The sequence below is a fragment of the Nocardia sp. NPDC004123 genome (assembly GCF_053603795.1).
On sequence record NZ_JBSGGG010000034.1, the window covers coordinates 79,268 to 103,245 of the forward strand.

24 protein-coding genes are annotated in these 23,978 nt (G+C 69.0%); 15 read left to right on the top strand and 9 right to left on the bottom strand.

The features are described 5' to 3' along the window. Positions 1–74: 74 nt before the first annotated feature. A complete protein-coding gene (locus ACWEQQ_RS38415; protein ID WP_452351628.1) occupies positions 75–1,307 on the top strand; it encodes an FAD-dependent oxidoreductase in 1,233 nt (410 codons plus the stop codon). A gap of 112 nt (positions 1,308–1,419) precedes the next feature. On the opposite strand, the gene ACWEQQ_RS38420 is transcribed toward ACWEQQ_RS38415, so the two are convergent. The 3 genes from ACWEQQ_RS38420 to ACWEQQ_RS38430 are packed head-to-tail and all read right to left on the bottom strand — an operon-like array spanning position 1,420 to position 2,965. Further along, the gene (locus ACWEQQ_RS38420) at positions 1,420–2,046 is read right to left on the bottom strand and encodes an alpha-ketoglutarate-dependent dioxygenase AlkB (protein WP_452351629.1); all 627 of its coding nucleotides are present in this window, start codon (positions 2,044–2,046) and stop codon (positions 1,420–1,422) included. A 46-nt stretch (positions 2,047–2,092) separates the two neighbouring features. Then, the gene (locus ACWEQQ_RS38425) at positions 2,093–2,464 is read right to left on the bottom strand and encodes a hypothetical protein (RefSeq protein WP_354837374.1); all 372 of its coding nucleotides are present in this window, start codon (positions 2,462–2,464) and stop codon (positions 2,093–2,095) included. Between the two features lie 45 nt (positions 2,465–2,509). Further along, a complete protein-coding gene (locus tag ACWEQQ_RS38430; RefSeq protein WP_452351630.1) occupies positions 2,510–2,965 on the bottom strand; it encodes a roadblock/LC7 domain-containing protein in 456 nt (151 codons plus the stop codon). Between the two features lie 457 nt (positions 2,966–3,422). On the opposite strand from ACWEQQ_RS38430, the gene ACWEQQ_RS38435 reads away from it, so the two are divergent. After that, the gene (locus ACWEQQ_RS38435) at positions 3,423–4,091 is read left to right on the top strand and encodes an SGNH/GDSL hydrolase family protein (protein WP_452351631.1); all 669 of its coding nucleotides are present in this window, start codon (positions 3,423–3,425) and stop codon (positions 4,089–4,091) included. 72 nt (positions 4,092–4,163) lie between these two features. Here ACWEQQ_RS38435 and ACWEQQ_RS38440 read toward each other — a convergent pair whose 3' ends face one another. After that, positions 4,164–5,048: an alpha/beta fold hydrolase gene (locus ACWEQQ_RS38440; protein ID WP_452351632.1), complete on the bottom strand. Its 885-nt coding sequence runs from the start codon at positions 5,046–5,048 to the stop codon at positions 4,164–4,166. Positions 5,049–5,093: 45 nt separating this feature from the next. Continuing rightward, complete coding sequence (locus ACWEQQ_RS38445; RefSeq protein ID WP_452351633.1) at positions 5,094–5,450, bottom strand: hypothetical protein; 357 nt, start codon at positions 5,448–5,450, stop codon at positions 5,094–5,096. A gap of 106 nt (positions 5,451–5,556) precedes the next feature. On the opposite strand from ACWEQQ_RS38445, the gene ACWEQQ_RS38450 reads away from it, so the two are divergent. Further along, positions 5,557–6,156, top strand: coding sequence for a TetR/AcrR family transcriptional regulator (locus ACWEQQ_RS38450; RefSeq protein WP_452340034.1), 600 nt, complete (start codon positions 5,557–5,559; stop codon positions 6,154–6,156). A gap of 3 nt (positions 6,157–6,159) precedes the next feature. Here ACWEQQ_RS38450 and ACWEQQ_RS38455 read toward each other — a convergent pair whose 3' ends face one another. The 4 genes from ACWEQQ_RS38455 to ACWEQQ_RS38470 all read right to left on the bottom strand — a co-directional run bounded on the left by ACWEQQ_RS38455 (position 6,160) and on the right by ACWEQQ_RS38470 (position 10,490). After that, positions 6,160–7,050, bottom strand: a complete 891-nt coding sequence (locus ACWEQQ_RS38455) for an alpha/beta fold hydrolase (RefSeq protein ID WP_452351634.1) — start codon at positions 7,048–7,050, stop codon at positions 6,160–6,162. Between the two features lie 99 nt (positions 7,051–7,149). After that, on the bottom strand, positions 7,150–8,517 hold the full coding sequence (locus tag ACWEQQ_RS38460) for an MFS transporter (protein ID WP_452351635.1): 1,368 nt from the start codon (positions 8,515–8,517) through the stop codon (positions 7,150–7,152). Further along, the gene (locus tag ACWEQQ_RS38465; RefSeq protein WP_452340031.1) at positions 8,514–8,960 is read right to left on the bottom strand and encodes a MarR family winged helix-turn-helix transcriptional regulator; all 447 of its coding nucleotides are present in this window, start codon (positions 8,958–8,960) and stop codon (positions 8,514–8,516) included. Before ACWEQQ_RS38465 ends, ACWEQQ_RS38460 begins: the two co-directional genes overlap by 4 nt. An 81-nt stretch (positions 8,961–9,041) precedes the next feature. After that, positions 9,042–10,490, bottom strand: coding sequence for an APC family permease (locus ACWEQQ_RS38470; RefSeq protein ID WP_452351636.1), 1,449 nt, complete (start codon positions 10,488–10,490; stop codon positions 9,042–9,044). Between the two features lie 100 nt (positions 10,491–10,590). Between ACWEQQ_RS38470 and ACWEQQ_RS38475 the strand changes: the two genes are divergently transcribed. The 12 genes from ACWEQQ_RS38475 to mihF all read left to right on the top strand — a co-directional run bounded on the left by ACWEQQ_RS38475 (position 10,591) and on the right by mihF (position 23,974). After that, positions 10,591–11,799 carry an ROK family protein gene (locus ACWEQQ_RS38475; RefSeq protein WP_452351637.1) on the top strand — a complete coding sequence of 403 codons (1,209 nt, stop codon included), beginning with the start codon at positions 10,591–10,593 and terminating at the stop codon, positions 11,797–11,799. A 246-nt stretch (positions 11,800–12,045) separates the two neighbouring features. Next, positions 12,046–12,684 carry a bifunctional pyr operon transcriptional regulator/uracil phosphoribosyltransferase PyrR gene (gene pyrR / locus ACWEQQ_RS38480; RefSeq protein ID WP_452351638.1) on the top strand — a complete coding sequence of 213 codons (639 nt, stop codon included), beginning with the start codon at positions 12,046–12,048 and terminating at the stop codon, positions 12,682–12,684. Next, positions 12,681–13,646 carry an aspartate carbamoyltransferase catalytic subunit gene (locus ACWEQQ_RS38485; RefSeq protein WP_452340027.1) on the top strand — a complete coding sequence of 322 codons (966 nt, stop codon included), beginning with the start codon at positions 12,681–12,683 and terminating at the stop codon, positions 13,644–13,646. The genes pyrR and ACWEQQ_RS38485 overlap by 4 nt, the downstream gene beginning before the upstream one ends. Before the next feature lie 88 nt (positions 13,647–13,734). Further along, complete coding sequence (locus ACWEQQ_RS38490) at positions 13,735–15,027, top strand: dihydroorotase (RefSeq protein WP_452340026.1); 1,293 nt, start codon at positions 13,735–13,737, stop codon at positions 15,025–15,027. A 104-nt stretch (positions 15,028–15,131) separates the two neighbouring features. Next, on the top strand, positions 15,132–15,632 hold the full coding sequence (locus ACWEQQ_RS38495) for a PH-like domain-containing protein (RefSeq protein WP_379468809.1): 501 nt from the start codon (positions 15,132–15,134) through the stop codon (positions 15,630–15,632). Beyond that, complete coding sequence (gene carA / locus ACWEQQ_RS38500; RefSeq protein WP_452351639.1) at positions 15,629–16,747, top strand: glutamine-hydrolyzing carbamoyl-phosphate synthase small subunit; 1,119 nt, start codon at positions 15,629–15,631, stop codon at positions 16,745–16,747. The genes ACWEQQ_RS38495 and carA overlap by 4 nt, the downstream gene beginning before the upstream one ends. Beyond that, positions 16,747–20,052, top strand: a complete 3,306-nt coding sequence (carB, locus tag ACWEQQ_RS38505; RefSeq protein ID WP_452351640.1) for a carbamoyl-phosphate synthase large subunit — start codon at positions 16,747–16,749, stop codon at positions 20,050–20,052. The genes carA and carB overlap by 1 nt, the downstream gene beginning before the upstream one ends. Beyond that, on the top strand, positions 20,049–20,873 hold the full coding sequence (pyrF, locus tag ACWEQQ_RS38510) for an orotidine-5'-phosphate decarboxylase (RefSeq protein WP_452351641.1): 825 nt from the start codon (positions 20,049–20,051) through the stop codon (positions 20,871–20,873). Before carB ends, pyrF begins: the two co-directional genes overlap by 4 nt. Positions 20,874–21,012: 139 nt before the next feature. After that, the gene (locus ACWEQQ_RS38515; protein ID WP_452340022.1) at positions 21,013–21,861 is read left to right on the top strand and encodes a patatin-like phospholipase family protein; all 849 of its coding nucleotides are present in this window, start codon (positions 21,013–21,015) and stop codon (positions 21,859–21,861) included. A gap of 44 nt (positions 21,862–21,905) precedes the next feature. Continuing rightward, on the top strand, positions 21,906–22,535 hold the full coding sequence (locus tag ACWEQQ_RS38520; RefSeq protein ID WP_452351642.1) for a LysE family translocator: 630 nt from the start codon (positions 21,906–21,908) through the stop codon (positions 22,533–22,535). A gap of 85 nt (positions 22,536–22,620) precedes the next feature. After that, positions 22,621–23,049: a VOC family protein gene (locus ACWEQQ_RS38525; RefSeq protein ID WP_452351643.1), complete on the top strand. Its 429-nt coding sequence runs from the start codon at positions 22,621–22,623 to the stop codon at positions 23,047–23,049. Between the two features lie 601 nt (positions 23,050–23,650). Next, positions 23,651–23,974, top strand: a complete 324-nt coding sequence (gene mihF, locus ACWEQQ_RS38530; protein WP_033086940.1) for an integration host factor, actinobacterial type — start codon at positions 23,651–23,653, stop codon at positions 23,972–23,974. Positions 23,975–23,978: the final 4 nt, after the last annotated feature.

A 23,978-nucleotide genomic window follows, 5' to 3' on the forward strand; every position in this document is an offset into this window, starting at 1 on the left:
GCGAAGTGACTGTGCCCGAGCCGCACTCGGCCTACCATCGAGGGTGACGGTGGTCAACGGCTCGGGAGGTCCCGATGGAACGTACGACCTGTCTGATCGTCGGCGGGGGACCGGCGGGAATGTTCCTGGGGCTGATGCTGGCCCGCGGTGGTGTCCAGGTCACGGTGCTGGAGAAACACGGTGACTTCCTGCGCGACTTCCGCGGCGACACCGTGCACCCGACCACCCTGGACCTCATCGACGCCCTGGGGCTGGGCGAGGACTTCGCGAAACTGCCGCAGCGGCGGTTGAACGACATACAGATACCCATCGGCGGCCGCATGGTGCCGCTCGCGACGTTCGCGCACATCCCGGGCAGGCACAAATATGTGGCCATGGTGCCGCAGTGGGACCTGCTGGACCTACTGGCCCGCGCGGGCGACGTCGAGCCGACCTTCCGGTTGCGCATGAACACCGAGGCGGTCGATCTGGTGTACGAGGGCGGCGCCGTCGCGGGTGTGCGCTATCGCACGAAAGATGGTGCGACCGGCGAGATTCGCGCCGACCTCACGGTGGCATGCGACGGCCGCTCCTCGGTGCTGCGTGCGGCCGCCGGGCTCGGGGTTCACAACTGGCCCACGCCGTTCGACGCGTGGTGGTTCCGCATCCCGCGCAACGGCACCGACCCGGCCGGTCTGATCCCGGTGGTCAGCGCCCGCCGCGTGGCGGTCATGTTCGACCGCGGCGACTACTGGCAGAGCGCCACGCTCATCGCCAAGGGCAGCGACGCCGACCTGCGCACGAGTCGACCGGTCGGCGTCATCATGCGTGATCTGGGCGCGGTGGCCCCGTGGCTGGCCGACCGCGCCGACGCCCTCGCGACCTGGGACGAGGTGAAACTGCTCGACGTCAAGCTGGATCGCGTCGACCGCTGGTACACCGACGGCCTGTTGTGCATCGGCGACGCCGCCCACGCCATGTCCCCGGTCGGCGGCGTCGGCATCAACCTGGCGGTGCAGGACGCGGTGGCCACGGCGCGCATTCTCGGCCCGAAACTGTTGTCGCACACCGTCACCACCGCCGACCTGGCCCGGGTCCAGCGTCGGCGAATCCTGCCCACGGCCGTCGTCCAGAATATGCAGCGGCTGGCCCACGCCGGCGTCATCCGCCCTGCGGTGGCGGGTCGTCTGGACGTCTCGAACGCCACCGAAACGCCCATGGCTCTCCGCGTTTTCCGGCGCATCCCCGTGGTGCGCAGCGTGCCGACCTTCCTGGTCGGCCGAGGTGTGCTACCCGAGCCGGTACCTGCGTTCGCTCGTCGTGCCTGAGCCGCCACTGTCTGTGCGGGAGCGAAAGCCCCTGTGGCGCGGGATATCCGCGCCACAGGGAACTACCAGGCGGTGAGGCGGCCTGGCCGGCGCGGTGTCCGGACCCCTCGTCCTACCGGACTCCGCGCGGGCGGAATTGAATGCTGATGCGTGGCCCCACCGGCCGTCTGGTCTTGGGTATCGCGTGCTCCCAGGTGCGCTGGCAGGAGCCGCCCATGACGATGAGATCCCCGTGCCCGAGGGGATACCGCACGCTCGCCCCGCCGCCGCGCGGGCGCAGCAGCAGGGCGCGCGCCGCACCCACCGAGATGATGGCCACCATGGTGTCGTCGGTCGCCCCGCGCCCGGAGGTGTCCCCGTGCCAGGCGACGCTGTCGTTTCCGTCGCGGTAGTAGCACAGGCCCGCGGTGGTGAACGGCTCGCCCAGTTCAGCGGAGTAGTGCGTGCTCAACGCCTCCCGCGCCTCGACCAGCACCGGATCCGGTAGCTCCCGCTCCGCCTCGTAGAAGCACAGCAGCCGCGGCACATCCACCATCCGGTCGTACATGGCCCGCCGATCCGCGCGCCAGGGCACCTCCGTCACGAGCCGTTCGAACAGTACGTCCGCGCCGCTCAACCAGCCCGGCAGCACATCCACCCAGGCGCCGTCGCCGAGCTGGGTGCGCTGTATCCCCTGCAGCGCACCGAGCTCCACTTCCCCGAAGCCGTCCAGAAGTGATCCCTGCCAAGGCGTCGACATGTCGAAGAACCTACCATAATTCCGAACGTATGTTCGATAGAGGTGTTCAGATGTCGAGTTCTTCGTCGATCTTGCGGAGCTGGTGACGGGCCAGGGCCAGGTTGCCGCGGATGCGGTCGAGGGCGAGATAGAGGAACAGGCGACTCGCCGGGTGCGCGCTCAGCGGGCGCAGCAGATGGTACTGACCGGTCAGGGTGATCAGGATGTCCTCGATACCCTCGTCGAGGCCGAGCTGCTCGATGGTGCGCATCTTGGCGCGGACCACCTCGGTATTGCCGGCCGCGCCGAGCTGCAGGTCCAGGGATCGGGATCCGCCGGCGGTACCGAGCGTCATCCCGCTGCTGTAGTCGACGATCGCGGCGCCGAGCGCCCCGTCGATGGTCATCATGTCCTTCAGTGCCACATCCAGATTCGACATGTGTCTCCCTTTTCGTGTGATGTCCTCGAAGGAATTCGGGTGCCGTCAGTCGTGATGGGCCGGCTCCAGGGTCGCGGCGATGGCGCGGACCACCGGGCGGGCTTCCAGATGAACACGGGCCAGCGTGGCGTCGGCACCGGTGAGCAGGGCCAGGCAGGCGATGGGGCCGGCGCGGTAGACCACCACATGACCGACGCCGCTGTCGAGGACGACCTCGTGCAGGTCGGCGCCATGGGTGGTGGCCGCGAAGGTCAGCGACACCGACAGCAGCGCCGCGGTCAGTGCCGCAATGCCGGTGGCTTCTATGGCATCCGGAAGATCGTCGGCCAGCAGCAGTCCGTCGCTCGAGGCCACTGCGGATCCGATCAGATGCGGAACGCGTCGCCGTAGCGTGCGTAGGTGGGCGTCCAGATCCTTGTCCGCCGGCTCCGTCTGCGGTGATTTGATACGAGCCCCGCTTCCTGGACCGGTGAGGGCGATGGCTTCCGGCGTGATCGTCATGGCTCGTCTCCTGTCTCGGCTGGAACCTCTTCGCTCATACCCGTGTCGATCGAGCTCGGGCCGAACACGGTGTGTCACTGCGCGAATCTGTGAGAGCTCTGCATCTGCCGCGTGACTGCGCTTCGATTCCGGACCCGCCGCAACTTGGACATACGAACACAATGGCCACGACGTGCGCGCGTCAACGCCTCCGATCCCTTTGGGGCGCTGATGGTTTCACAAGCTCACCTTCGGCTCCATCCAGAATAGCGATCCATCGGCGAATGCGCAGCAACAATGTGCACTCCTGCGCTGGGCCGCTTTTCGGCACGGGTGTTTCGTCATGTCAGAACCGTCGACTCTGCATGGCTTGCGTGCCTGGGCATTTCGAAACCGACCGACCAGTTGCACCGGCGTCCGGTGCGTAGGGGACTAATCCTCTTGAGTTATACATACGGGCGGACGTATTGTTTTCTGCATGGAACAACACGTCTTCACCGAGGCGACCGATCCGTTCTGTCTGGACCGAGCGGATGCCGTCGCACTACTGGCCGGGGCTCGCTGGGGGAGGTATGCCGTTGTGGGAGACAGCCTTTCGGCGGGAATCGGCGATCCCACACCGGGCTACCGGGACGAGGGCTGGCCGGACCGGGTGGCCGAGATCCTGCGGACGGTCCGGCCGGACCTGGACTACCTCAATGTCTCCGAGGTCGGGGCGACGACTGCGCGGACGCTCGAGAATCAGGCCGCCCGCCTGCTCGAGTTCTGCCCGGACCTGGTTCATCTGCCCTGTGGGGCCAACGACATCGCGCGGCGCACACCGGACTTCGACGAGATCGAGCGGACACTGCGCCAGATGTACGACCTGGCGAAGCAGACCGGCGCCCTGCTCACCACATTCACGCTCGGCCGGGCCTACGTCGTCGCGGTCTTCCCAGACTGGCCGGAGCGGGTCGCCGCGGTCAACGAGATCGTGCGCGGGCTGGCGGCCGAGTATGACGCCCTCGTGGTCGACATGTGGGACCACCCGGTCAACGACCGCGCCAACCTGCTCAGCGCGGACCGCATCCACTTCTCGACTTCCGGTCAGGCCGTGATGGCGGCCGAGGTGGTCAAGAAGCTGGCGAATTCGCTCGGGCGCAACTGAAAGCCCCGGACCCCGACAAGGTCGAGGTGCTGACGGCCATGCCCCGGGCCTGGCCGTCAGCGCCCGGTACCGCTAGGCCCGGACCTGGTCGTGCTCGTTCACGAAGTCGAGGAACCGCGGAATCACCTGTTCGGGAATGGCCCACAGCATTTCGTGACCCACGCCCGGGTAGATCTCGACCTCAGCCCCCGGAATGTGCTCGCGGACGCGCCGCGCCCCGGCCTCCGGATCGTTGGCGACCGTGGTAGCGCCGAACAGCACCATCAGCGGCGCGGTGACGGCCGCCAGCTGCTCATCGGTGAGCGGCCGCTCCCACGGCATGGCGATGCGGAATTTGATGGCGCTCAACGTCAATGCCCACTGCTCCTCGCTGAGCTGCAGACCCGGCGTGAGCCACTCCGTGAGCTTCGCCAGCCGCTTGCGTGTCGGCACGATCCCGCCGACGAGGAACCTGAACAGCACGCTCCAGCGCGGCTTCGTGAAGGTGGCGCCGCCGGGTTCGAGCATGGTCAGGCTCGCCACCCGCTCGGAATGGTGGACGCCGACCAGCAGCGACAACCAGGAGCCGGCGGAGTACCCGCCCAGGTGCACGCGCTCCGCGCCCAATCCGTCGAACACCTCGATCAACCATCGGACGATGCCGGCTTCATCGCGCAGCGGCGCGGTCTGCTCGCTGCGCCCCGCCCAGCCGAGCGGATCGACGGTGTACACCACCCGATCCCGCGACAGCTCCGTGATCACCGACTCCCAGAACAGCCCATTGCCCGGCATCCCCGGCAACAGCACGATCGGCGTCCCGTCCCCCGATCCGGATTTGCGCACTCGCGTTGTCCCGAACGAGGTTTCGATATCGAGCTCCATCGACGGCACCGGCCACCGCGCGGCCATCGCGTCATAGGCGCGCAGATAGCTCTCCTTGGCCTTCACGCTGGTGAAACGTCCTATCTTGTTGGCCATCAAGCCTTCCCAATCCGCTTTCGTGCAGTGGTTGTCGTCGGTCGTCTAGTCGGCCGCGAGCGCGTTCGCTGGCTCGTTCTGCCGGGCGAAGCTCAGAATCCGGTCGAGCACGGCGTCCTTGTCGGGGCCGTGGAACAGCAGCCCGTGCGACGCGCCCGGGTAGATCTCCACTTCGCAGTGCGGCATCTGCTGTCGCGCCCGCGCCGCGGACCGCCCGGGACTGCCCAGCACCGTCTCGGAGCCGTAGACGAGCAGGGTCGGAGCGGTGATCGATTGCAGCTCTTCGTCTTTCAGCCGCTGCGGCCACGGGGTTCGGGCCCGATAGCCGAGTCCCGCCTTCGCGTAGGCCTTCATGTAGGCGTCCCGTGCCGCCTCGCTCTTCCATTGCCCGATCCCGGCCATTGCGGCTCCCCGTTCATCATCGTTGATGATACGAACGTATCATAAAAATGATATGGGCGTACCATCAAAAGCTTCGATGCCCGGGAGTGATAGGAGAGCTGGTCATATGCCGCGTTTGGTGGATCACGAGCAGCGGCGGCGGGAGATCACCACGGCCGCGCGGGCGGTCATCGCCGCAGGTGGGCTGGATGCCGCCACGTTCCAGTCCGTGGCGGCGGAGGCCGGGATCTCGGTGCGCCTGATCCAGTACTACTTCGGCACCAAGCGTGATCTCATGCTCGCCACGCATCGTGCGGTGGTGGAGGACTGGGGGAGAGGGTTCGCGGAGGCGCTGGGAGCGCTGGGGCCCGGTGCCGCTCCGCGCGAGGTCATCCGGGCTGTCTCGCTCGGGCTGATTCCCCTGGATGATGTTCGGCACCAGGACAATCTGGTGTTCGCGGCCTTCCATGCGGCGAATCTGACCGGCAATACCGTCACCTCGGCGGAGATGATGGGCGCGCCGCAGTATCTGATCACCAGCTTCACCGAGCAGCTGGGGCGGGAGCGTCCGGGCGAAACCGGCACGCGTGCACTGGAACTCGACGCGGAGCTGATCGTGCTCGCGGTCACCGGGATCAGTCAGGCGGTCCTGGCCGGCGGGACCACCCGGGAGACGGCGGTCGAACTGCTCGACCACCTGCTCGACCGGGTGTTCACCGGTGAATAGCGGCTAGCGGCCCTCATCGCCGATCTGAGCGCGCACGAAATCGACCACCGCGTCGGTGAATTCGTCATTGGCGTCGCTGGCGGCGGTGTGCGCCGCGGTGCCGATCTCGGTGTAGTCGGCGTGCGGGACCAGGGCCCGGAACGCGGCCACGCCCTCCTCGCTGACGACGTCGGACAGCGCGCCGCGTACCAGCAGCACCGGGATGGTCAGCTGCTGCGCCGCGTTCTCCAGTTGCTCGGTGTGCACGTCGATCTCCTCGCCGCGCCCGTCGCGCGGGCCGCCCATCATGGCGGGATCCCAGTGCCAGTACCAGCGGCCGTCGGCGCGCTGGCGCAGATTACGTTGCAGCCCTTCGGGATTGCGCGGGCGGCGGCGGTGGGGGAGGTAGGCGGCGACGGCGTCGGCGGCCTCCTCGAGGCTGGCGAAGCCCTCCGGGTTGCTGCTCAGGAAGTTGATGACGCGCTCGACGCCCTTGCGCTCGGGACGCGGCACCACGTCGACGAGGACGAGACCGGTGATGCGCTCACGCTCCGGGTGGGTGGTGGCCATGAGCCCGGTCAGGCCGCCCATGCTGGCGCCGACGATGAAGGCGGGCTGGTCCAGTTCGCGCAGCACCGCCATGAGGTCCTCGACCATGGCCTCGCGCGTGTAGTTGCCGTCCGGGTCCCAGTCGCTGTCGCCGTGCCCGCGCGCGTCGAGCAGGACCGCGTGCATCCCGGCCTTGGCCAGGGCGAGTCCGGAATCCTTCCACGAGCCGCGGGTCTGCCCGCCGCCGTGCAGGAACACCACCAGCGGGCCGTCCTGGGGTCCCCAGCTGTCCCCGGCGATGGTGATACCGCCGTGCCCGCGGAAGCTCACCCGGGCGGGTTCGGTGAATTCAGCGTCGTTGCTCACCCTCCGAGCATTGCACACGCGTGTTTACGGTGTATGAAGACTGGCCGGTAGCTAGGACCACCGGCGCTGAAGGCCGGCCGTCGCGCTGGTCGCCGCTGGTCACAGCGAGCGGTCGATCACCGCGAGGACCAGGCACAATGCCGCCGCAGCCAGCATGAACCCGGCCAGATTGTGCAGTCCCGCGATGCCGGAACCCGGAGTGAGGAATGCGCCACTGACCGCCGCCGACCCGATCGCGCCGAAATAGGAGAAGGTCCGCATCAGGCCCGCCGAGGAACCGATGCGCTCCGGCTCGGCCTGGTGGTAGAGGGCGTTCTGGTTGGCCAGATTGTTGAGCCCCTGCGGGATGCCGTTGATGACGGCCGCGCCGACCAGCCACCACAGGGCGGTGCCGGAGTGCAGGGTCAGCAGCAGCACCGTCATGACCACCTGGCAGGTGCAGCCGACCAGCAGCTTGCCGCGAATCTCGGGACGCCGCCCGGTGAGCGCGGACACGCCGATCGCGGTGGCCGACATGGGTAGCAGGATCAGTCCCGCCCCGGCGGCGGAGAGGCCACGGCCCTCCTCCAGCCACTGGGTGAAGCCGTACAGGAAGCAGTAGCCGACCAGGGCGGTCAACAGAGTGCGGGTGTAGGTGGCCAGCAGCGGGACATTGCCCGCGAGCAGCCGCGCATCGAGGAAGGGCCGCTCGGCCCGCCGCTCCCGCCACACCAGCCCGGCCCCGGCGGCGATCGCCGGCACCGGCAGATACCAGTGCGCCGCTTGCGGTTTCATCAGGAAGATCAGGAAGCTGATCAGCATCGCCGCGAACAGCCCGATACCGGGCAGATCGAGATCCGACCACCGGCCACCGTGCGGCGCATCGGTTCTCGCTATCCGCCGCCATCCGATGACCAGGCACACCAGTGCCAGCGGCAGATTGACCGCGAACGTCGCCCGCCACCCGCCGAGATGGATCAGGAGACCGCCCAGGGTCGGGCCGATGACGGCAATGGTCTGAGTGGCCACGGCCAGGGCGGTGAGCACCCCCTGGGGACTGTCCTTCCCGGTGCGTTCGGACTCGCTGCGGATCAGGTACATGGATGCGGGATAGCCCGCGCACGTGCCGAATCCGAGAATCACCCGGGCCAGCACCAGTACCCAGAGACTCGGCGCGACCATGCCCAGCAGGCCGGCGAATCCGGTGAGCGCGGCGCCGCCGAGATACAGCCGCCGCGGCCCGTAGAGGTCGATGAGCCGCCCCACCACCGGCTGCCCGATGGCGGTGGCCAGGTACAGCGCCGACACCAGCCACGCGGTCTCCGACGCCGGCGCGCCGAACGCGACACCGATCGGCACCAGCGAGACCGCGATGATGGACGAATTGATCGGGTTCAGGATCGAGCTGGTGATCATGGGCACCAGTAGCCGCCGGTCGAACCCTTCGGGCGGTCGCTCCCGGGTGTGCCGGTGCAGCGTCGAGATCATTGCGGCCCGAGTCTTTCCAGCAGCTCCAGCGCCGCCAGCAACGTCTGCCGCTCGGCCTCGGTGTACTTCTCCTCGAGCGCGGTGGTGAGCCATTCCTGCTTCGCCCGGCTGCGGCCCGCCATCAGCTCCCGCCCGGCCGGGCTCAGCGAAACCAGTTGCCGCCGGCCGTCTTTGGGATCGGGCCGCCGCAGCACGAAGCCGCGGTCGCTGAGAATGGCGAGGTGGGTGGCGATGGCCTGCGGCCGCACCCGCTCCGCCGCGGCGATCTCGCTGGCGGTGGCATCACCGTTCTTCAACCGGCTCAGTACCGACAGCTGCGAGGGCGTCAGCTCCACATTGTCCGACGCCTCGAGGAACCGCCGTCGCAGGCGGCTCACCAGCACGCGCAGTTCCCGGGCCGCCTGGGCCGAGGACGCGGACAGGATCGCGGGGGCATCGGTCATGCCTCGACCCTAGATAGACAATCCAGGTTGTGCAATTGAAATTGAACAACCTGAGTTGTCTATCTCGCCACGGCCGGCCGGTCAGGCGGCTGCGGGCTCAGCGTCGAGGTACTCCTCACGGATCTGCTTCGGCCCGAACGGCCAGGTCTTCTCCCTCCGTGACCAGAGCAGGAAGGCCGCGATACCCAGGGCAGTCCAGGCCAGTGACCACTCGATCGGGTGCACGCCCGGATTCGCCTTGTCGGCGTACCCGTAGATGACCGCCCAGCCGATGGCCGCCACGACCGCCGGCAGCGGATACAGCAGCATCCGGTAGGGCCTCGCGAGCCCGGGCTGCCGTCGCCGCAGGACGACTACGGCCGCGATCTGCGCGAAGGCCTGCACGATCACCATGACCGTGGTCAGCAGTGAGATCAGCACCGCCAGCGGGGGATGGGTGGCCGAGGCGCCCACATGCCGGGCGAAGACGAACCCGGCCGCGGTGATCGCACCCATCACGATCAGCCCGAGCACCGGGAACTCGTGTTCGGGGTGCAGCCGTCCGAAGGATCGGAAGAACACCCCGTCGCGGGCGGCGTCGAACGGTACCCGCGAGCCGCCGAGCAATCCGGCGAAGACCGAGGCGAAGGCGGTGACGAGAATCAGTACGGTCACCACATCGGCGGCACCCTTTCCGAAGGTCTTCTCCAGCACCGCCGACGCAACCGATTGTGAGGCAACGTTGTTCGGGTCGAGCATGTCGTGCCAGTCGATGACCCCGAGCACACCGATCTGCATGCCGAGATAGATGACCATGACCGCGAGCACCGCGAAGATGATCGAGCGGGGGAGGACCCGCCCCGGACTCTTCAGCTCCGCACCGATATATGCGCTGGTGTTGTAGCCCAGGTAGTCGTAGATGCCGATGGTGAGCCCGGAAGCGAAGCCCAGCCAGAAGCCGCCGCGACCGAAATCGATGGCATGGTCGGGCCAGGTGAACGCCATACCCGGATGAAAGTGGGTGAACGCCGCCAGGATCACCGCGGCCACCGACACGATCATGACCGCCCACATCACCACGGTGATGCGGCCGATGGAATCCACCCGCCGCCACAGCAGCACCACGACCAGCGCCACCACCGCGAGCCCGGCGATGTCACCCTGCCCGGTGGTCATGGACGGCCACAGATAGGTCAGGTACTGCACCAGTCCCTGCACGCCGGTCGACATGATCAGCGGAATGAAAAGGATTGCGGTCCAGACGAACAGGAACGGCATGAGCCTCCCCGTGCGGTACTGGAACGCCTCGCGCAGATACACATAGGTGCCGCCCGCGCCCGGCATGGCCGCGCCGAGTTCGGCCCAGATCAGGCCGTCGGCCAGCGCCAGCACCGCGCCGGCGACGAATCCGATGACGGCGTGCGGCCCGCCGAAGGCCGCGACCATGAGGGGGATGGTGACGAAGGGTCCGATGCCGACCATCTGGCTCATATTGATGGTCGTGGCCTGGAACAGGCCGATTCTTCGGGGGAGGGTGCGGGGGCCGGTCATGGCTGCCTCCGGGTCGCGCAGGGGGCGTATGGGTTTTGTAAAGTTAAATTCCTTTACTATCGGAGTCAAGGGCCGCGGCCGATTGTTTACAGTCGGCTCGATGACGCATCAGGATCGGACGGTCATGGACGAACTCCCTTGGAACAGGCAGCGTTTGCGCAGCAACAACGAGTGGTTGCTGCTCGAGCAGCTGCGCACCGCCGGACCCGGCTCGCGCGCTCAGCTCGCCCGTGACACCGGCCTGTCCAAGCCCACCGTGTCCAGCGCCCTTGCCGCGCTGCAGGAGCACGGACTCGTGCGGGAGGTCGGGACGGTCGTCCCCGAGCGCGGACGGACGGCGGTGCTGTACGAACCGGATCCGACCGCGGGCTACGTGCTCGGCATCGATGTCGGCCGCGCGTTCCTGCGGACCGCCGTGGCCGATCTGTCGGGAAAAGTACTGTCCCGCACCGACATTCCGAACCGTGCGCGCACCGCCACGGCCCTCGCCCAGACGACGGCCGGGGCCGTGCGCGAAATCCTGGGCGACGCCGCGATTCCCGTGGACCGCATCGTCCACACCGTCCTCGGCAGCCCGGGCGTCTTCGATCCCCAGGACGGCCGGATGCACTACGCCGTCAACCTGCCCGGCTGGGGCCGCGCGGGCCTGCTCGACGAATTACGGGACGCTCTTGGCGTTTCCGAGCTGTCGGTCCACAATGACGCCAACCTCGCCGCGCTCGGCGAGTACGCCCACGGCGGCGGCCGCGGCAGCCGCCTGTTCGTCTACGTCCTCATCGGCACCGGCCTCGGCGTCGGAATCGTCTCCCAGGGTGAGCTTTTCACCGGCGCCCACGGTGCGGCCGGCGAAGTCGGCTTCCTTCCGGCCGCTTTCGGCGACACCGCCGCCGCCGTCTCCCGGCGTGGCGCCCTCGAGGAAGCCGTCACCGCCGACGCCGTGGTCCGCGCCGCCCGCGCCCGCGGCATGACCGGCCGCCTCACCGCCAAACGTGTCTTCGATGCCGCCCGCGCCGGCGACGCCATCGCCACCGAGGTGGTCCGCCAGGAAGGCGAACGCATCGCCCTGGTGGTGGCCGCCGTCACCGCGGTCCTCGACCCCGATGTCATCGTGGTCGGCGGCGGCCTCGGCCGCAGCGCCGACCTGCTGCTCGACCAGGTCCGCGCGGCGCTGCAACGGACGACCCCGCTGCGCCCCACCGTCCGTCCGAGCGAACTGGGCGACGACGCCGTGCTGCTCGGCGCCATCGCCACCGCCCTGCGCACCGCCCGCCCCTTGGTCTTCGACCGCAGAACCCCGAGCGGCCACTGACGCGGGACTGCTCCGGCGGCTGGATCGTGAACCTGGCCACAGGGCGACCGGGCGCGCATAGCTGCGGGCTTGCCGGTTGGTCTGGACGTTTCGGGTTCGGGCTGGTCGCGGCGTGTCGCGAAGGGCACGCTGACGCCGGTCGCGGAGGGGGGTGCCCGGTCAACGGCGGGTAAGCGCGCTGGTAGGGTGACCGCTCGAAAGACATCCTTTAACGGACCGTCCCGTGAGGCGGGGAAGGAGGTCGGCATGGCTGTGCCCGAAGACCGGGCGGCCAAGTCGAGCGCTGCCGAGTTCTCGCAGCGGCACGACCCGGACCGGGTCGAGACCGGACGCGAGTTGCTCTCGGATTCGGATGTGGGCCGGACCATCGCGCGCATGGCGCACCAGATCATCGAGAAGACGGCTCTGGACTCCGGCGACCCCCAGGTTGCTCGTGTGGTGCTGATCGGAATCCCCACCCGCGGAACCACTCTCGCCCATCGCCTGGCCGGCCGGATCGAGGAATTCTCCGGCGTCCGCCCCGCGATCGGCTCCCTGGACATCACGCTGTACCGCGACGACCTGCGCTCCAAGCCGCACCGTCCGCTCGAGCGCACCTCGGTGCCCGAGGGCGGGATCGAGGACGCGCTGGTGGTGCTGGTCGACGATGTGCTGTTCTCCGGCCGCACCGTGCGCTCCGCGCTGGACGGCCTGCGCGATCTGGGCCGCCCCCGCGCGGTGCAGCTGGCGGTGCTCATCGATCGCGGCCACCGCGAACTCCCCATCCGCGCGGACTACGTCGGCAAGAACGTTCCCACCGCCCGCACCGAGGACATCTCGGTGCTGCTGCGTGAGCACGACGGACGCGACGGTGTCTACCTGCGTCAGGAAGGTGACAACCAGTGAAGCACCTGCTGTCGGTCACCGACCTGGACCGGGACGCCGCCACCGGCCTGCTCGACGAGGCCGAGCGGTTCGAGCAGGCGCTGCTGGGCCGGGAGGTCAAGAAGCTGCCGACGCTGCGCGGGCGCACGGTCATGACCGTGTTCTTCGAGAACTCCACCCGCACCCGCGTGTCCTTCGAGGTCGCGGGCAAGTGGATGAGCGCCGACGTCATCAATGTCAGCGCGTCGAGTTCCTCGGTGTCCAAGGGCGAGTCACTCCGCGACACCGCGCTGACCCTGCACGCGGCGGGCGCGGACGCGCTCATCGTGCGGCACCCGGCGTCGGGCGCGGCCCATCAGATCGCGCGCTGGTTCGCCGAGATGAACGAGGCCGCAAGCGGTTACGCCGGTCCCGGCCCCGCGATCATCAATGCCGGTGACGGCACGCACGAGCACCCGACCCAGGCGCTGCTCGACGCGCTGACCCTGCGCCAGCGCCTCGGTGACCTGGAGGGCAAGCGGGTCGTGCTGGTCGGCGACATCCTGCACAGCCGGGTCGCGCGCTCGAATGCGTTCCTGCTCGACACGCTCGGCGCGGAGGTCGTGCTCGTCGCGCCGCGCACGCTGCTGCCGGTGGGCGTGGAAGCCTGGCCGGTGCGGGTCTCGGATTCCCTCGACGCCGAGCTGCCGGGCGCGGACGCGGTCATGATGCTGCGCGTGCAGGCCGAGCGCATGAACGGCGGCTTCTTCCCGTCGGCGCGCGAGTACTCGATCCGGTACGGCCTCAACGAGCGCCGCATGAAGATGCTCGACGAGCACGCGGTGGTGCTGCACCCCGGACCCATGCTGCGCGGCATGGAGATCGGGTTCTCCGTGGCCGATTCCCCGAAAGCGGCTGTGCTGCAACAGGTCAACAACGGAGTCCATATGCGCATGGCGGTGCTGTTCCGCCTGCTGGTCGGAACCGACGAGGTGGTCGCGTGATCGGGTCAGGCCCGGAGGCGTCGCTCCTCCTCCCCGTGCTTGCCCGCGTAACCACGGAGGGCCCCCGATCGCGCGGAAAGGAGACAGCATGAGCGTCCTGATCAAGAATGTCCGTCTGTACGGCGAGGGTGACGCGGTCGACGTGCTGCTGGCCGACGGTGAGATCCGCGAGATCGGCGCGGGCCTGAACGCACCCGACGCGGAGATCGTCGAGGGCAAGGGCCAGTTCCTGCTGCCCGGCTTCATCGACCTGCACACGCACCTGCGCGAGCCGGGCCGCGAGGACACCGAGACCATCGAATCCGGTTCCGCCGCAGCGGCTCTGGGCGGCTACACCGCCGTGTTCGCCATGGCCAACACCAGCCCGGTCGCCGACACCGCGGTCATCACCGACCACGTGTGGAAGCGCGGCCAGGAGGTCGGCCTGGTCGACGTGCACCCGGTGGGCGCGGTCACCGTCGGGCTCGAAGGCAAGCAGCTCGCCGAAATGGGCACCATGGCCGCCGGAGTCGGCGGGGTGCGCATGTTCTCCGACGACGGCCACTGCGTCTACGACCCGCTGATCATGCGCCGCGCCCTCGAATACGCGAACTCGCTGGGCGTGCTCATCGCCCAGCACGCCGAGGAGCCGCGTCTGACCAAGGGCGCGGTCGCGCACGAGGGTCCGACCGCCTCCCGCCTGGGCCTGGCCGGCTGGCCGCGCGCCGCCGAGGAGTCCATCGTGGCCCGCGACGCGCTGCTGGCCCGCGATGCCGGCGCCCGCGTGCACATCTGCCACGCTTCCACCGCCGGCACCGTCGAACTGCTGAAATGGGCCAAGGCCCAGGGCATTTCGATCACCGCCGAGGTGACCCCGCACCACCTGCTGCTCGACGACTCGCGCCTGGAGACCTACGACGCGGTGAACCGGGTGAACCCGCCGCTGCGCGAGACCTCCGATGTGGCCGCGCTGCGACAGGCCCTCGCCGAGGGCGTCATCGACTGCGTCGCCACCGACCACGCCCCGCACGCCGACCAGGACAAGTGCTGCGAGTTCGCGGCCGCCCGTCCCGGCATGCTGGGCCTGGAGACGGCGCTGTCGATCATCGTGGAGACCATGGTCGAGCCCGGACTGCTCGACTGGCGCGGTGTCGCGCAGGTGATGAGCGAGAACCCGGCGCGGATCGTTGGCCTGGACGATCAGGGCCGGCCGCTCGCGGTCGGCGAACCCGCCAACCTGGTGCTGATCGACCCGGCCGCCGAATGGACGGTGGAGGCGGACGAACTCGCCTCGATCGCCCGCAACACGCCCTTCCAGGCGATGACCCTGCCCGCGAAGGTGACCGCCACCTTCCTGCGCGGCCGGCTCACCGCCCGGGACGGCAAGATCGTCGCCGGTTAGCGGCGGGTGGGGAACCACGGGATGAGCGCTCAGGGCCCGGAGGCGGCAGCTTGCGTAACCACGCAGGTCCCCTCGCTCATCCCAAGAGGACACGGAGGACCGTAATGGAGCGCACACTGCAGGTACTGGTTTTGCTGGTGCTGTTCGCGCTGTGCCTGTGGCTGATGTACCGGGCGTGGACCCGGCGGGCCGAGAAGCAGGCTTCGGCGATCGGCGACCTGCCGCCGGTGCCCGCCGACTGCGGCGCGCAGCTGCTGGAGCCGACCACGGGGCTCTACCTCGGCAGCACCCTCGCCCCCAGCTGGATTCAGCGAATCACGGTGGGCGACCTGGGTTTCCGCGCCACGGCGGAACTGACCCGGTTCGAGCGCGGCATCCTGCTGGAGCGGGACGGCGCGGCGGCGATCTGGATTCCCCAGGAATCCATTACCGCGGTGCGCGCCGAGCGCGGGCACGCGGGCAAGGTAATGACGGAAGACGGTGTGCTGGTGATTCGCTGGACATTGCCGACCGGAACCGAGGTGGATACCGGTTTCCGCGGTGATGACAAAGCGGTGTACCCGGCATGGACCGCAGCAGCTACGAAGACGGGAGACGAGGCATGAGCAGCGGAAACACCGCCGTGATGGTGCTCGAGGACGGCCGCGTGTTCCGCGGGACGACCTTCGGCGCCGTCGGGCAGACATTGGGTGAGGCGGTGTTCTGTACCGCCATGACGGGCTACCAGGAGACCCTCACCGACCCCAGCTACGACCGCCAGATCGTGGTGGCCACCGCGCCGCAGATCGGCAACACCGGCTGGAACGACGAGGACGACGAGTCCTCGAGGATCTGGGTCGCCGGGTACGCCGTGCGCGACCCCGCGCGCCGCGCCTCCAACTGGCGCGCCACCCGCACCCTGCAGGACGAACTGGAGAACCAGAACGTCGTCGGCATCGCGGGCATCGACACCCGGGCCCTGGTGCGGCACCTGCGCACCCGCGGTTCCATGAAGGCGGGCATCTTCTCCGGTGAGTCGCTCACCGAATACGAGGACATGCTCGACAAGGTCAACGGCCAGCAGTCCATGCTGGGCGCCGACCTGGCCGGTGAGGTCTCCACCGACGAGATGTACACCGTCGACCCGATCGGCGAGCACCGCTTCACGGTGGTCGCGGTGGACCTGGGCATCAAGTCCAACACCCCGCGCATGTTCGCCCAGCGCGGCATGCGGGTGCACGTGGTGCCGTCCAACGTCACCTTCGACCAGATCAAGGAACTGAACCCGAACGGTGTGTTCCTGTCCAACGGCCCGGGCGACCCGGCCACCCAGGACGCCATGGTGGCGCTCACCCAGCAGGTGCTGGGCGAGGACATCCCGCTGTTCGGCATCTGCTTCGGCAACCAGATCCTGGGCCGCGCCTTCGGGCGCAAGACCTACAAGATGAAGTTCGGCCACCGCGGCATCAATGTGCCGGTCGTCGAGCATCATTCGGGCCGCATCTCGATCACCGCGCAGAACCACGGCTTCGCCCTGGAGGGCGAGCGCGGCGAGGTCTTCGACACCCCGTTCGGCAAGGCCGAGGTCAGCCACGTCTGCGCCAACGACGGTGTCGTCGAGGGCGTGCAGCTGGTGAGCGGCCGCGCCTTCTCCGTCCAGTACCACCCCGAGGCCGCGGCCGGACCCCACGACGCCGCCTACCTGTTCGACCGTTTCGCCATGCTGATGGAAGGAGCCTGATGCCACGCCGCACCGATCTCAACCACATCCTGGTGATCGGCTCGGGCCCGATCGTCATCGGCCAGGCTTGCGAGTTCGACTACTCGGGAACCCAGGCGTGTCGCGTCCTCAAGTCCGAGGGCCTGCGCGTGTCGCTGGTGAACTCCAACCCGGCGACCATCATGACCGACCCGGAGTTCGCCGACTCGACCTATGTCGAGCCGATCACCTGGGAATTCGTCGAGAAGGTCATCGCCAAGGAGCGCCCGGACGCGATCCTGGCGACCCTGGGCGGCCAGACCGCGCTCAATTGCGCTGTCGCCCTGCACGAGAACGGCATTCTGGAGAAGTACAACGTCGAACTGATCGGCGCCGACTTCGAGGCCATCCAGCGCGGTGAGGACCGCCAGAAGTTCAAGGACATCGTCGCCAAGGTCGGCGGCGAGTCGGCGCGCTCCAAGGTCTGCTTCACCATGGACGAGGTCCGCGAAACCGTTGCGGAACTGGGCTTCCCGGTGGTCGTACGCCCGTCGTTCACCATGGGCGGCCTGGGCTCGGGCATGGCCTACAACCACGACGACCTCGATCGCATCGCCGGCGGCGGCCTGGCCGCCTCGCCCACCGCGAACGTGCTCATCGAGGAATCGATCCTGGGCTGGAAGGAATTCGAGCTCGAGCTCATGCGCGACGGCAAGGACAATGTCGTCATCGTCTGCTCGATCGAGAACGTGGACCCGATGGGCGTGCACACCGGTGACTCGGTCACCGTCGCCCCGGCCATGACCCTCACCGACCGCGAATACCAGAAGATGCGCGATCTGGGCATCGCCATCCTGCGCGAGGTCGGCGTCGACACCGGCGGCTGCAACATCCAGTTCGCGGTGGACCCGAGCGACGGCCGCCTGATCGTCATCGAGATGAACCCGCGTGTGTCGCGCTCGTCCGCGCTGGCCTCCAAGGCGACGGGTTTCCCGATCGCCAAGATCGCCGCCAAGCTGGCCATCGGCTACACCCTCGACGAGATCCTCAACGACATCACCGGCGAGACCCCGGCCTGCTTCGAGCCGACCCTCGACTATGTCGTGGTCAAGGCCCCGCGCTTCGCCTTCGAGAAGTTCCCGGGCGCCGACCCGACGCTGACCACCACCATGAAGTCGGTCGGCGAGGCGATGTCCATGGGCCGCAACTTCTCCGAGGCCCTGGGCAAGGTGCTGCGCTCGCTCGAGACCAAGGCCGCGGGCTTCTGGACCCAGCCCGACGGCGAGTGGACCGACGTGCAGGCCATCCTGGACGACCTGAAGGTTCCGACCGAGGGCCGCATCTACCAGGTGGAGCGGGCGCTGCGCCTGGGCGCGAGCATCGAGGACGTGGCCGCCGCCTCCGGCATCGACCCGTGGTTCGTGGCCGAGGTCGCGGGCCTGGTGGAGCTGCGCCAGGAGATCATCGACGCCCCCGTGCTGGACGAGCCGCTGCTGCGCACGGCCAAGCACTACGGCCTCTCCGATCGCCAGATCGCTTCGCTGCGACCGGAACTCGCCGGTGAGGGCGGCGTGCGCGAGCTGCGTCACCGCCTCGGCATCCGCCCGGTGTTCAAGACCGTCGACACCTGCGCGGCCGAGTTCGAGGCCAAGACCCCGTACCACTACTCGGCCTACGAGCTGGATCCCGCCGCGGAATCCGAAGTGGCGCCGCAGAAGGAACGCGAGAAGGTCATCATTCTCGGCTCGGGTCCGAACCGCATCGGTCAGGGCATCGAGTTCGACTACTCGTGTGTGCACGCCGCGCAGACGCTGTCGGCCGCCGGGTTCGAGACCATCATGGTCAACTGCAACCCGGAGACCGTGTCGACCGACTACGACACCGCCGACCGCCTCTACTTCGAGCCGCTCACCTTCGAGGACGTGCTCGAGGTGTACCACGCCGAGACCGAGTCCGGCACCGTCGCGGGCGTCATCTGCCAGCTCGGCGGCCAGACCCCGCTGAGCCTGGCCCAGCGTCTCACCGACGCGGGCGTGCCCGTGGTCGGCACCTCCGCCGCCGCCATCGACCTGGCCGAGGACCGCGGCGAGTTCGGCGATGTCCTGGTGGCAGCCGGTCTTCCGGCTCCCAAGTACGGCACCGCCACCACCTTCCCGCAGGCCAAGAAGATCGCCAACGAGATCGGCTACCCGGTGCTGGTGCGCCCGTCCTACGTGCTGGGCGGCCGCGGCATGGAGATCGTCTACGACGAGACGTCCCTCGAGGACTACATCTCCCGCGCCACCGAGATCACCCCGGACCACCCGGTGCTGGTCGACCGGTTCCTGGAGGACGCCATCGAGATCGACGTCGACGCCCTGTGCGACGGCGAGGAGGTCTACCTGGGCGGCGTCATGGAGCACATCGAGGAGGCCGGTATCCACTCCGGTGACTCGGCGTGCGCCCTGCCCCCGATCACCCTGGGCCGCAGCGATATCGAGGCCGTGCGCCGCTCCACCGCCGCGCTCGCCAAGGGCATCGGCGTGAAGGGCCTGCTGAACGTGCAGTACGCGCTCAAGGACGACGTGCTCTACGTCCTCGAGGCCAACCCGCGCGCCAGCCGCACCGTGCCGTTCGTCTCCAAGGCCACCGCGGTGCCGCTGGCCAAGGCCGCGGCGCGAATCGCGCTGGGCGCCAGCATCGCCGAGCTGCGCAAGGAGGGCCTGCTCCCGGCCGAGGGCGACGGCGGCTACGCGCCGATCGACGCCCCGGTCGCGGTCAAGGAGGCCGTGCTGCCGTTCCACCGCTTCCGCCGCCCCGACGGCACCGGCGTGGATTCGCTGCTCTCCCCGGAGATGAAGTCCACCGGCGAGGTCATGGGCATCGACGCCGACTTCGGCACCGCGTTCGCCAAGTCGCAGTCGGCCGCCTACGGTTCGCTGCCGACCGAGGGCACCGCGTTCGTGTCCATCGCCAACCGCGACAAGCGCGCCATGGTGTTCCCGATCAAGCGCCTGCACGACCTGGGCTTCCGCATCCTCGCCACCGAGGGCACCGCGGAAATGCTGCGCCGCAACGGCATTCCCTGCGATCAGGTGCGCAAGCACTCCGACGAGGTGGCCGACCAGCCCAGCATCGTGGACATGATCAAGGACGGCGACGTCGACATCGTGTTCAACACCCCGTACGGCAACAACGGCCCGCGCGTGGACGGCTACGAGATCCGCACCGCGGCGGTGGGCGCGAACATCCCGTGCATCACCACCGTGCAGGGCGCGGCCGCGGCCGTGCAGGGCATCGAGGCCACCATTCGCGGCGGCATCGGCGTGCGGTCCCTGCAGGAACTCCACGCGGTGCTGCGCGGATGACGACCTTCGGTGCGCGGCTGCGGGAGTCGATGCGCGAGCACGGCCCGCTGTGTGTCGGCATCGACCCGCACCCGCCGCTGCTGCGGGCCTGGGGCCTGAGCGAGGACGCCGCGGGCGTGGCGAAGTTCGCCGACGCCTGCGTGCGGGCCTTCGCGGGCCGGGTGGCACTGGTCAAACCGCAGGTGGCGTTCTTCGAGACCTACGGTTCGGCCGGAATCCTGGTGCTGGAGGAGACGATTGCCGCACTGCGGGCGGCGGGCACCCTGGTGCTGGCCGACGCCAAGCGCGGCGATATCGGCTCCACCATGGACGCCTACGCCCACGCCTGGCTCGGCGACGGCCCGCTCGGCACGGACGCGGTCACCGTCTCCCCGTACCTCGGATTCGGTTCCCTCGCACCGGCTCTGGACCTCGCCGCGGCCAATGACCGCGGGGTGTTCGTGCTGGCCGCCACCTCCAACCCGGAGGCGGTGGAACTGCAGAACATCACTGGCTCCGACGGCCGCAGCATCGCCCAGCGCATGGTCGACGACGCCGCGGCCGCCAATGCCGGAGCCGAATTCGGTTCCGTGGGTGTGGTGGTCGGCGCGACCCTGGACGCGGCTCCGGACCTGAGCGCGCTCAACGGCCCCATCCTCATGCCCGGCGTCGGCGCGCAGGGCGGGGGAGCGGACTCGATCCGCAAGCTGGTCCCCGCGAGCGGCCTCGGCGCCGTCCTGCCGAACGTCTCCCGCGAGGTCCTCAAGTCGGGGCCGTCGGTCACCGCGCTGAAGCAGCGGGTCGCCGAGCTCGCAGCGGAATTCGCGTTCCTGCAGGACTGAATACGGTAGCGCCGCGACGCCCCACCCGGCGCGGAATCGCCCCGACCGCCCCAGCGTGACCGGGGCGATTCCCGTTCAGGCCCGAGCCGGATTTCGGAGGACGACCCTCCGTTTCCTTCCGCTCGGATACAGTGGCAGCATGTCTGCCGCGGTGCCGCCCAACGAGATTCGTCATGCGCTCGTGCTCGGAGGGGGTGGCGCGGTCGGCCTGAGCTGGATGGCGGGCGTGGTCATCGCGCTGCGCGAGGCCGGTATCGACCCGGCCCTGGCCGAGCGGATCGTCGGCACCTCCGCCGGTGCGGTCGTCGGTGCGGCGCTCGCCGCCGAGGTCGACCTGAGCCTGCTGCTGCGGCGGCCCGCCCCGGACTCCGACCTGCCGCCGATCCGGTTCGACCCGAACAGTTTCGGTGAGATCCTGGGCATCCTCGCCACCCCCGGACTGGACCCCGATGAGGCGCGCCGACGCGCCGGCGTCCGCGCGCTGGAGATGGCGGTCGGCGATCCGGCCGACCATATCGCCCGCATCGGCGGGTTCGTCGGCAACGCATCCTGGCCGCAGCGCGATCTGCGGATCACCGCCATCAGCGTCACCACCGGCGCACTCCAGGTGTGGACTCCCGATGGCAAGGCCACCCTGCCCGAGGCGCTGGCCTCGAGCACGTCGGTGCCCGGCGTCTTCCCGCCCATCCCGATCGACGGTGCCTACTACTTCGACGGCGGCATGCGCTCGCCGATCAATGCCGACCTGGCCGCCGGCGCCGAACGCATGCTGATCATCGAACCGCTGGCCCACCTGTTCCCGCACAGCCCCACCGATCGCGAGCTGGGCGGTGCGGCAACGGCATTCATCGTCCCCGACGCCGGCGCCATCGCCGCATACGGCCCCGACCTGTTCAACGCCGCCGCCCTGAAGCCCGCCTACGAAGCGGGCCTGCGCCAGGGCGCGGAGGCGGCTCCCGGCCTGAAGGACTTCTGGCCCGGCGCCTGAATCGGGGCCGGAACCGGCACCGGGCCGCCGCGTAGGCTGGCCGAGTGCTGTCGCTCACCGAGATTCTCACGCTGGCCGGGGTGATCGTGCTCGGCTCCATGTCGCCCGGGCCGGATTTCCTGATCGTGCTGCGGAATTCGGTGGTCTCCGGCCGTCGCGCCGGGGCCGCCAGCGCGGGCGGCATCGCGGTCGGCGTGTTCGTGTGGGCATTGGTCACCGCGATCGGCGTGGCCGGGCTGCTGGCCGCCTCGGCCGAGGCGTACACGGTGGTGAAGCTGGTCGGCGCGATCTACCTGGCCTACATCGGCATTCGCGCGCTGCTGGCCGCGCGGCGCGGCGACTACCGGCCCGATCCCGATGCGGCCGCGAACCGTCGCGGCACGCTGGTCGCCTTCCGGCAGGGCCTGCTCACCAACCTGCTGAATCCCAAGTGCGCCGTGTTCTTCATCGCACTGGTGCCGCAGTTCCTGCCCGCCGATCCCTCCGCGCTGGGCACCCTCGAACTGGCCATCGTGTGCACGATCGCCAACCTGTTCTGGTTCGTGATCCTGGCCTTCGGTGTGGGCGCGCTGCGGCACGTGTTCACCCGCCGCCGGGTGCGCCGCGCCCTCGACGCCGCCATGGGCACCTTCATGGTCGGGCTGGGCCTGCGAATCGCCATGGAGAGCAACTGATTCCGTCTGGGAGGGCCTGATCGGCCGCCTTCCCCGGTGCACTTAGGCTGAAACCCGACTGCTCGGTAGAAAGGTGGGATTTCTCATGTCCGACGCCGGCCTCGGCCTCGTCTCCTACGGCCAAACCCGCGTCCTGGTGGACGATTTCGCGTCCAGCTATCGCTTCTATCGCGACGTCCTGGGCCTGCCCCTGAAGCGGGAGGTGCCCGGCGACGTCCCCGAATCCGACGATGGCCCCTACGCGTGCTTCACGCTCGGCGGCCAGGATCTCGCGCTGTTCACCCGCGCCTACATGGACGCCGCGATCGGCGTCGCGCACCGCCCGCGCGGCGAGATCGACACGGTCGTCGTGGTTTTGCGCGTCGCCGATGTCGACCGGGCCGTCGAGAGCCTGCGCGAGCGCGGCGCCCGGATCGCCGCCGAGCCCGCCGAACAGCCCGCGTGGGGCATGCGCGTGGCGCATGTGCGGGCTCCGGAGGGCACGCTCGTTGAGCTGTGCCAATACGACGACTGACGCGATCTTGTTCGCTGTTGGCGAACCCGTCCGGCGAGCCGATCGAACGCTTGTCCGTATCGCCTCTCTCGCGCCCGCCGCACCGCGGCGGGCGTAGTTCTCGGTGCCGGGAGGTTTGAGCCGTCAGTGGCCGCGTGAGGGGTGGAAAACGGGCCGTTCCGACGGTGGCAGGGCCGCCCCGAACCGGCCCGACCTGCAAGGGAAGGTGTCGGAATTGCGTGATTCGGCACCGTTCGCTGCGCCTCGGGTGACGCGCGACACGCGGTGTTGAATCGAACGACACGCCGAGAAATCCAAGAAAAATCCAGGTCGCGTGATTACAGGTCGGTCACGGTTTCGCGCGGGGCCCGTCCGACCTCTCCCGGGCCCTGTCAAGTCCGTGAAAAAGCCCTGGCTGCAAGGCTATTCGCGACCGTATCGAGCCGACCGCGGGGGCCGGTCCGGCACTGCCCGCGCCGCTGCCCATCCGGCCCGGTCGCGGCCCGAATCACGCGCTGACCTGGGGGGTGGGTTCGCAATCGGCAAGCGTCGTGGGTACGGTCGCTGAGACCACCGGGTTACCGGAGGTAGATCAAGCAATGAACGATGAGACGGAGGAACCGTGGCCCTTCCCCAGCTGACTGACGAGCAGCGCGCCGCTGCTTTGGAGAAGGCGGCTGCCGCTCGCCGCGCTCGGGCGGAGCTCAAGGAGCGCTTGAAGCGTGGTGGCACCGATCTGAAGACGGTCCTTGCGGACGCCGAGAAGGACGAAGTCCTCGGCAAGATGAAGGTTTCGGCGCTGCTCGAGGCCCTGCCGAAGGTCGGCAAGGTCAAGGCGGCCGAGATCATGAGCGAGCTCGAGATCGCTCCCACCCGCCGCCTGCGCGGACTGGGCGACCGGCAGCGTAAGGCGCTGCTGGCCCGGTTCGACTTCAGCGCCGAATAATCCG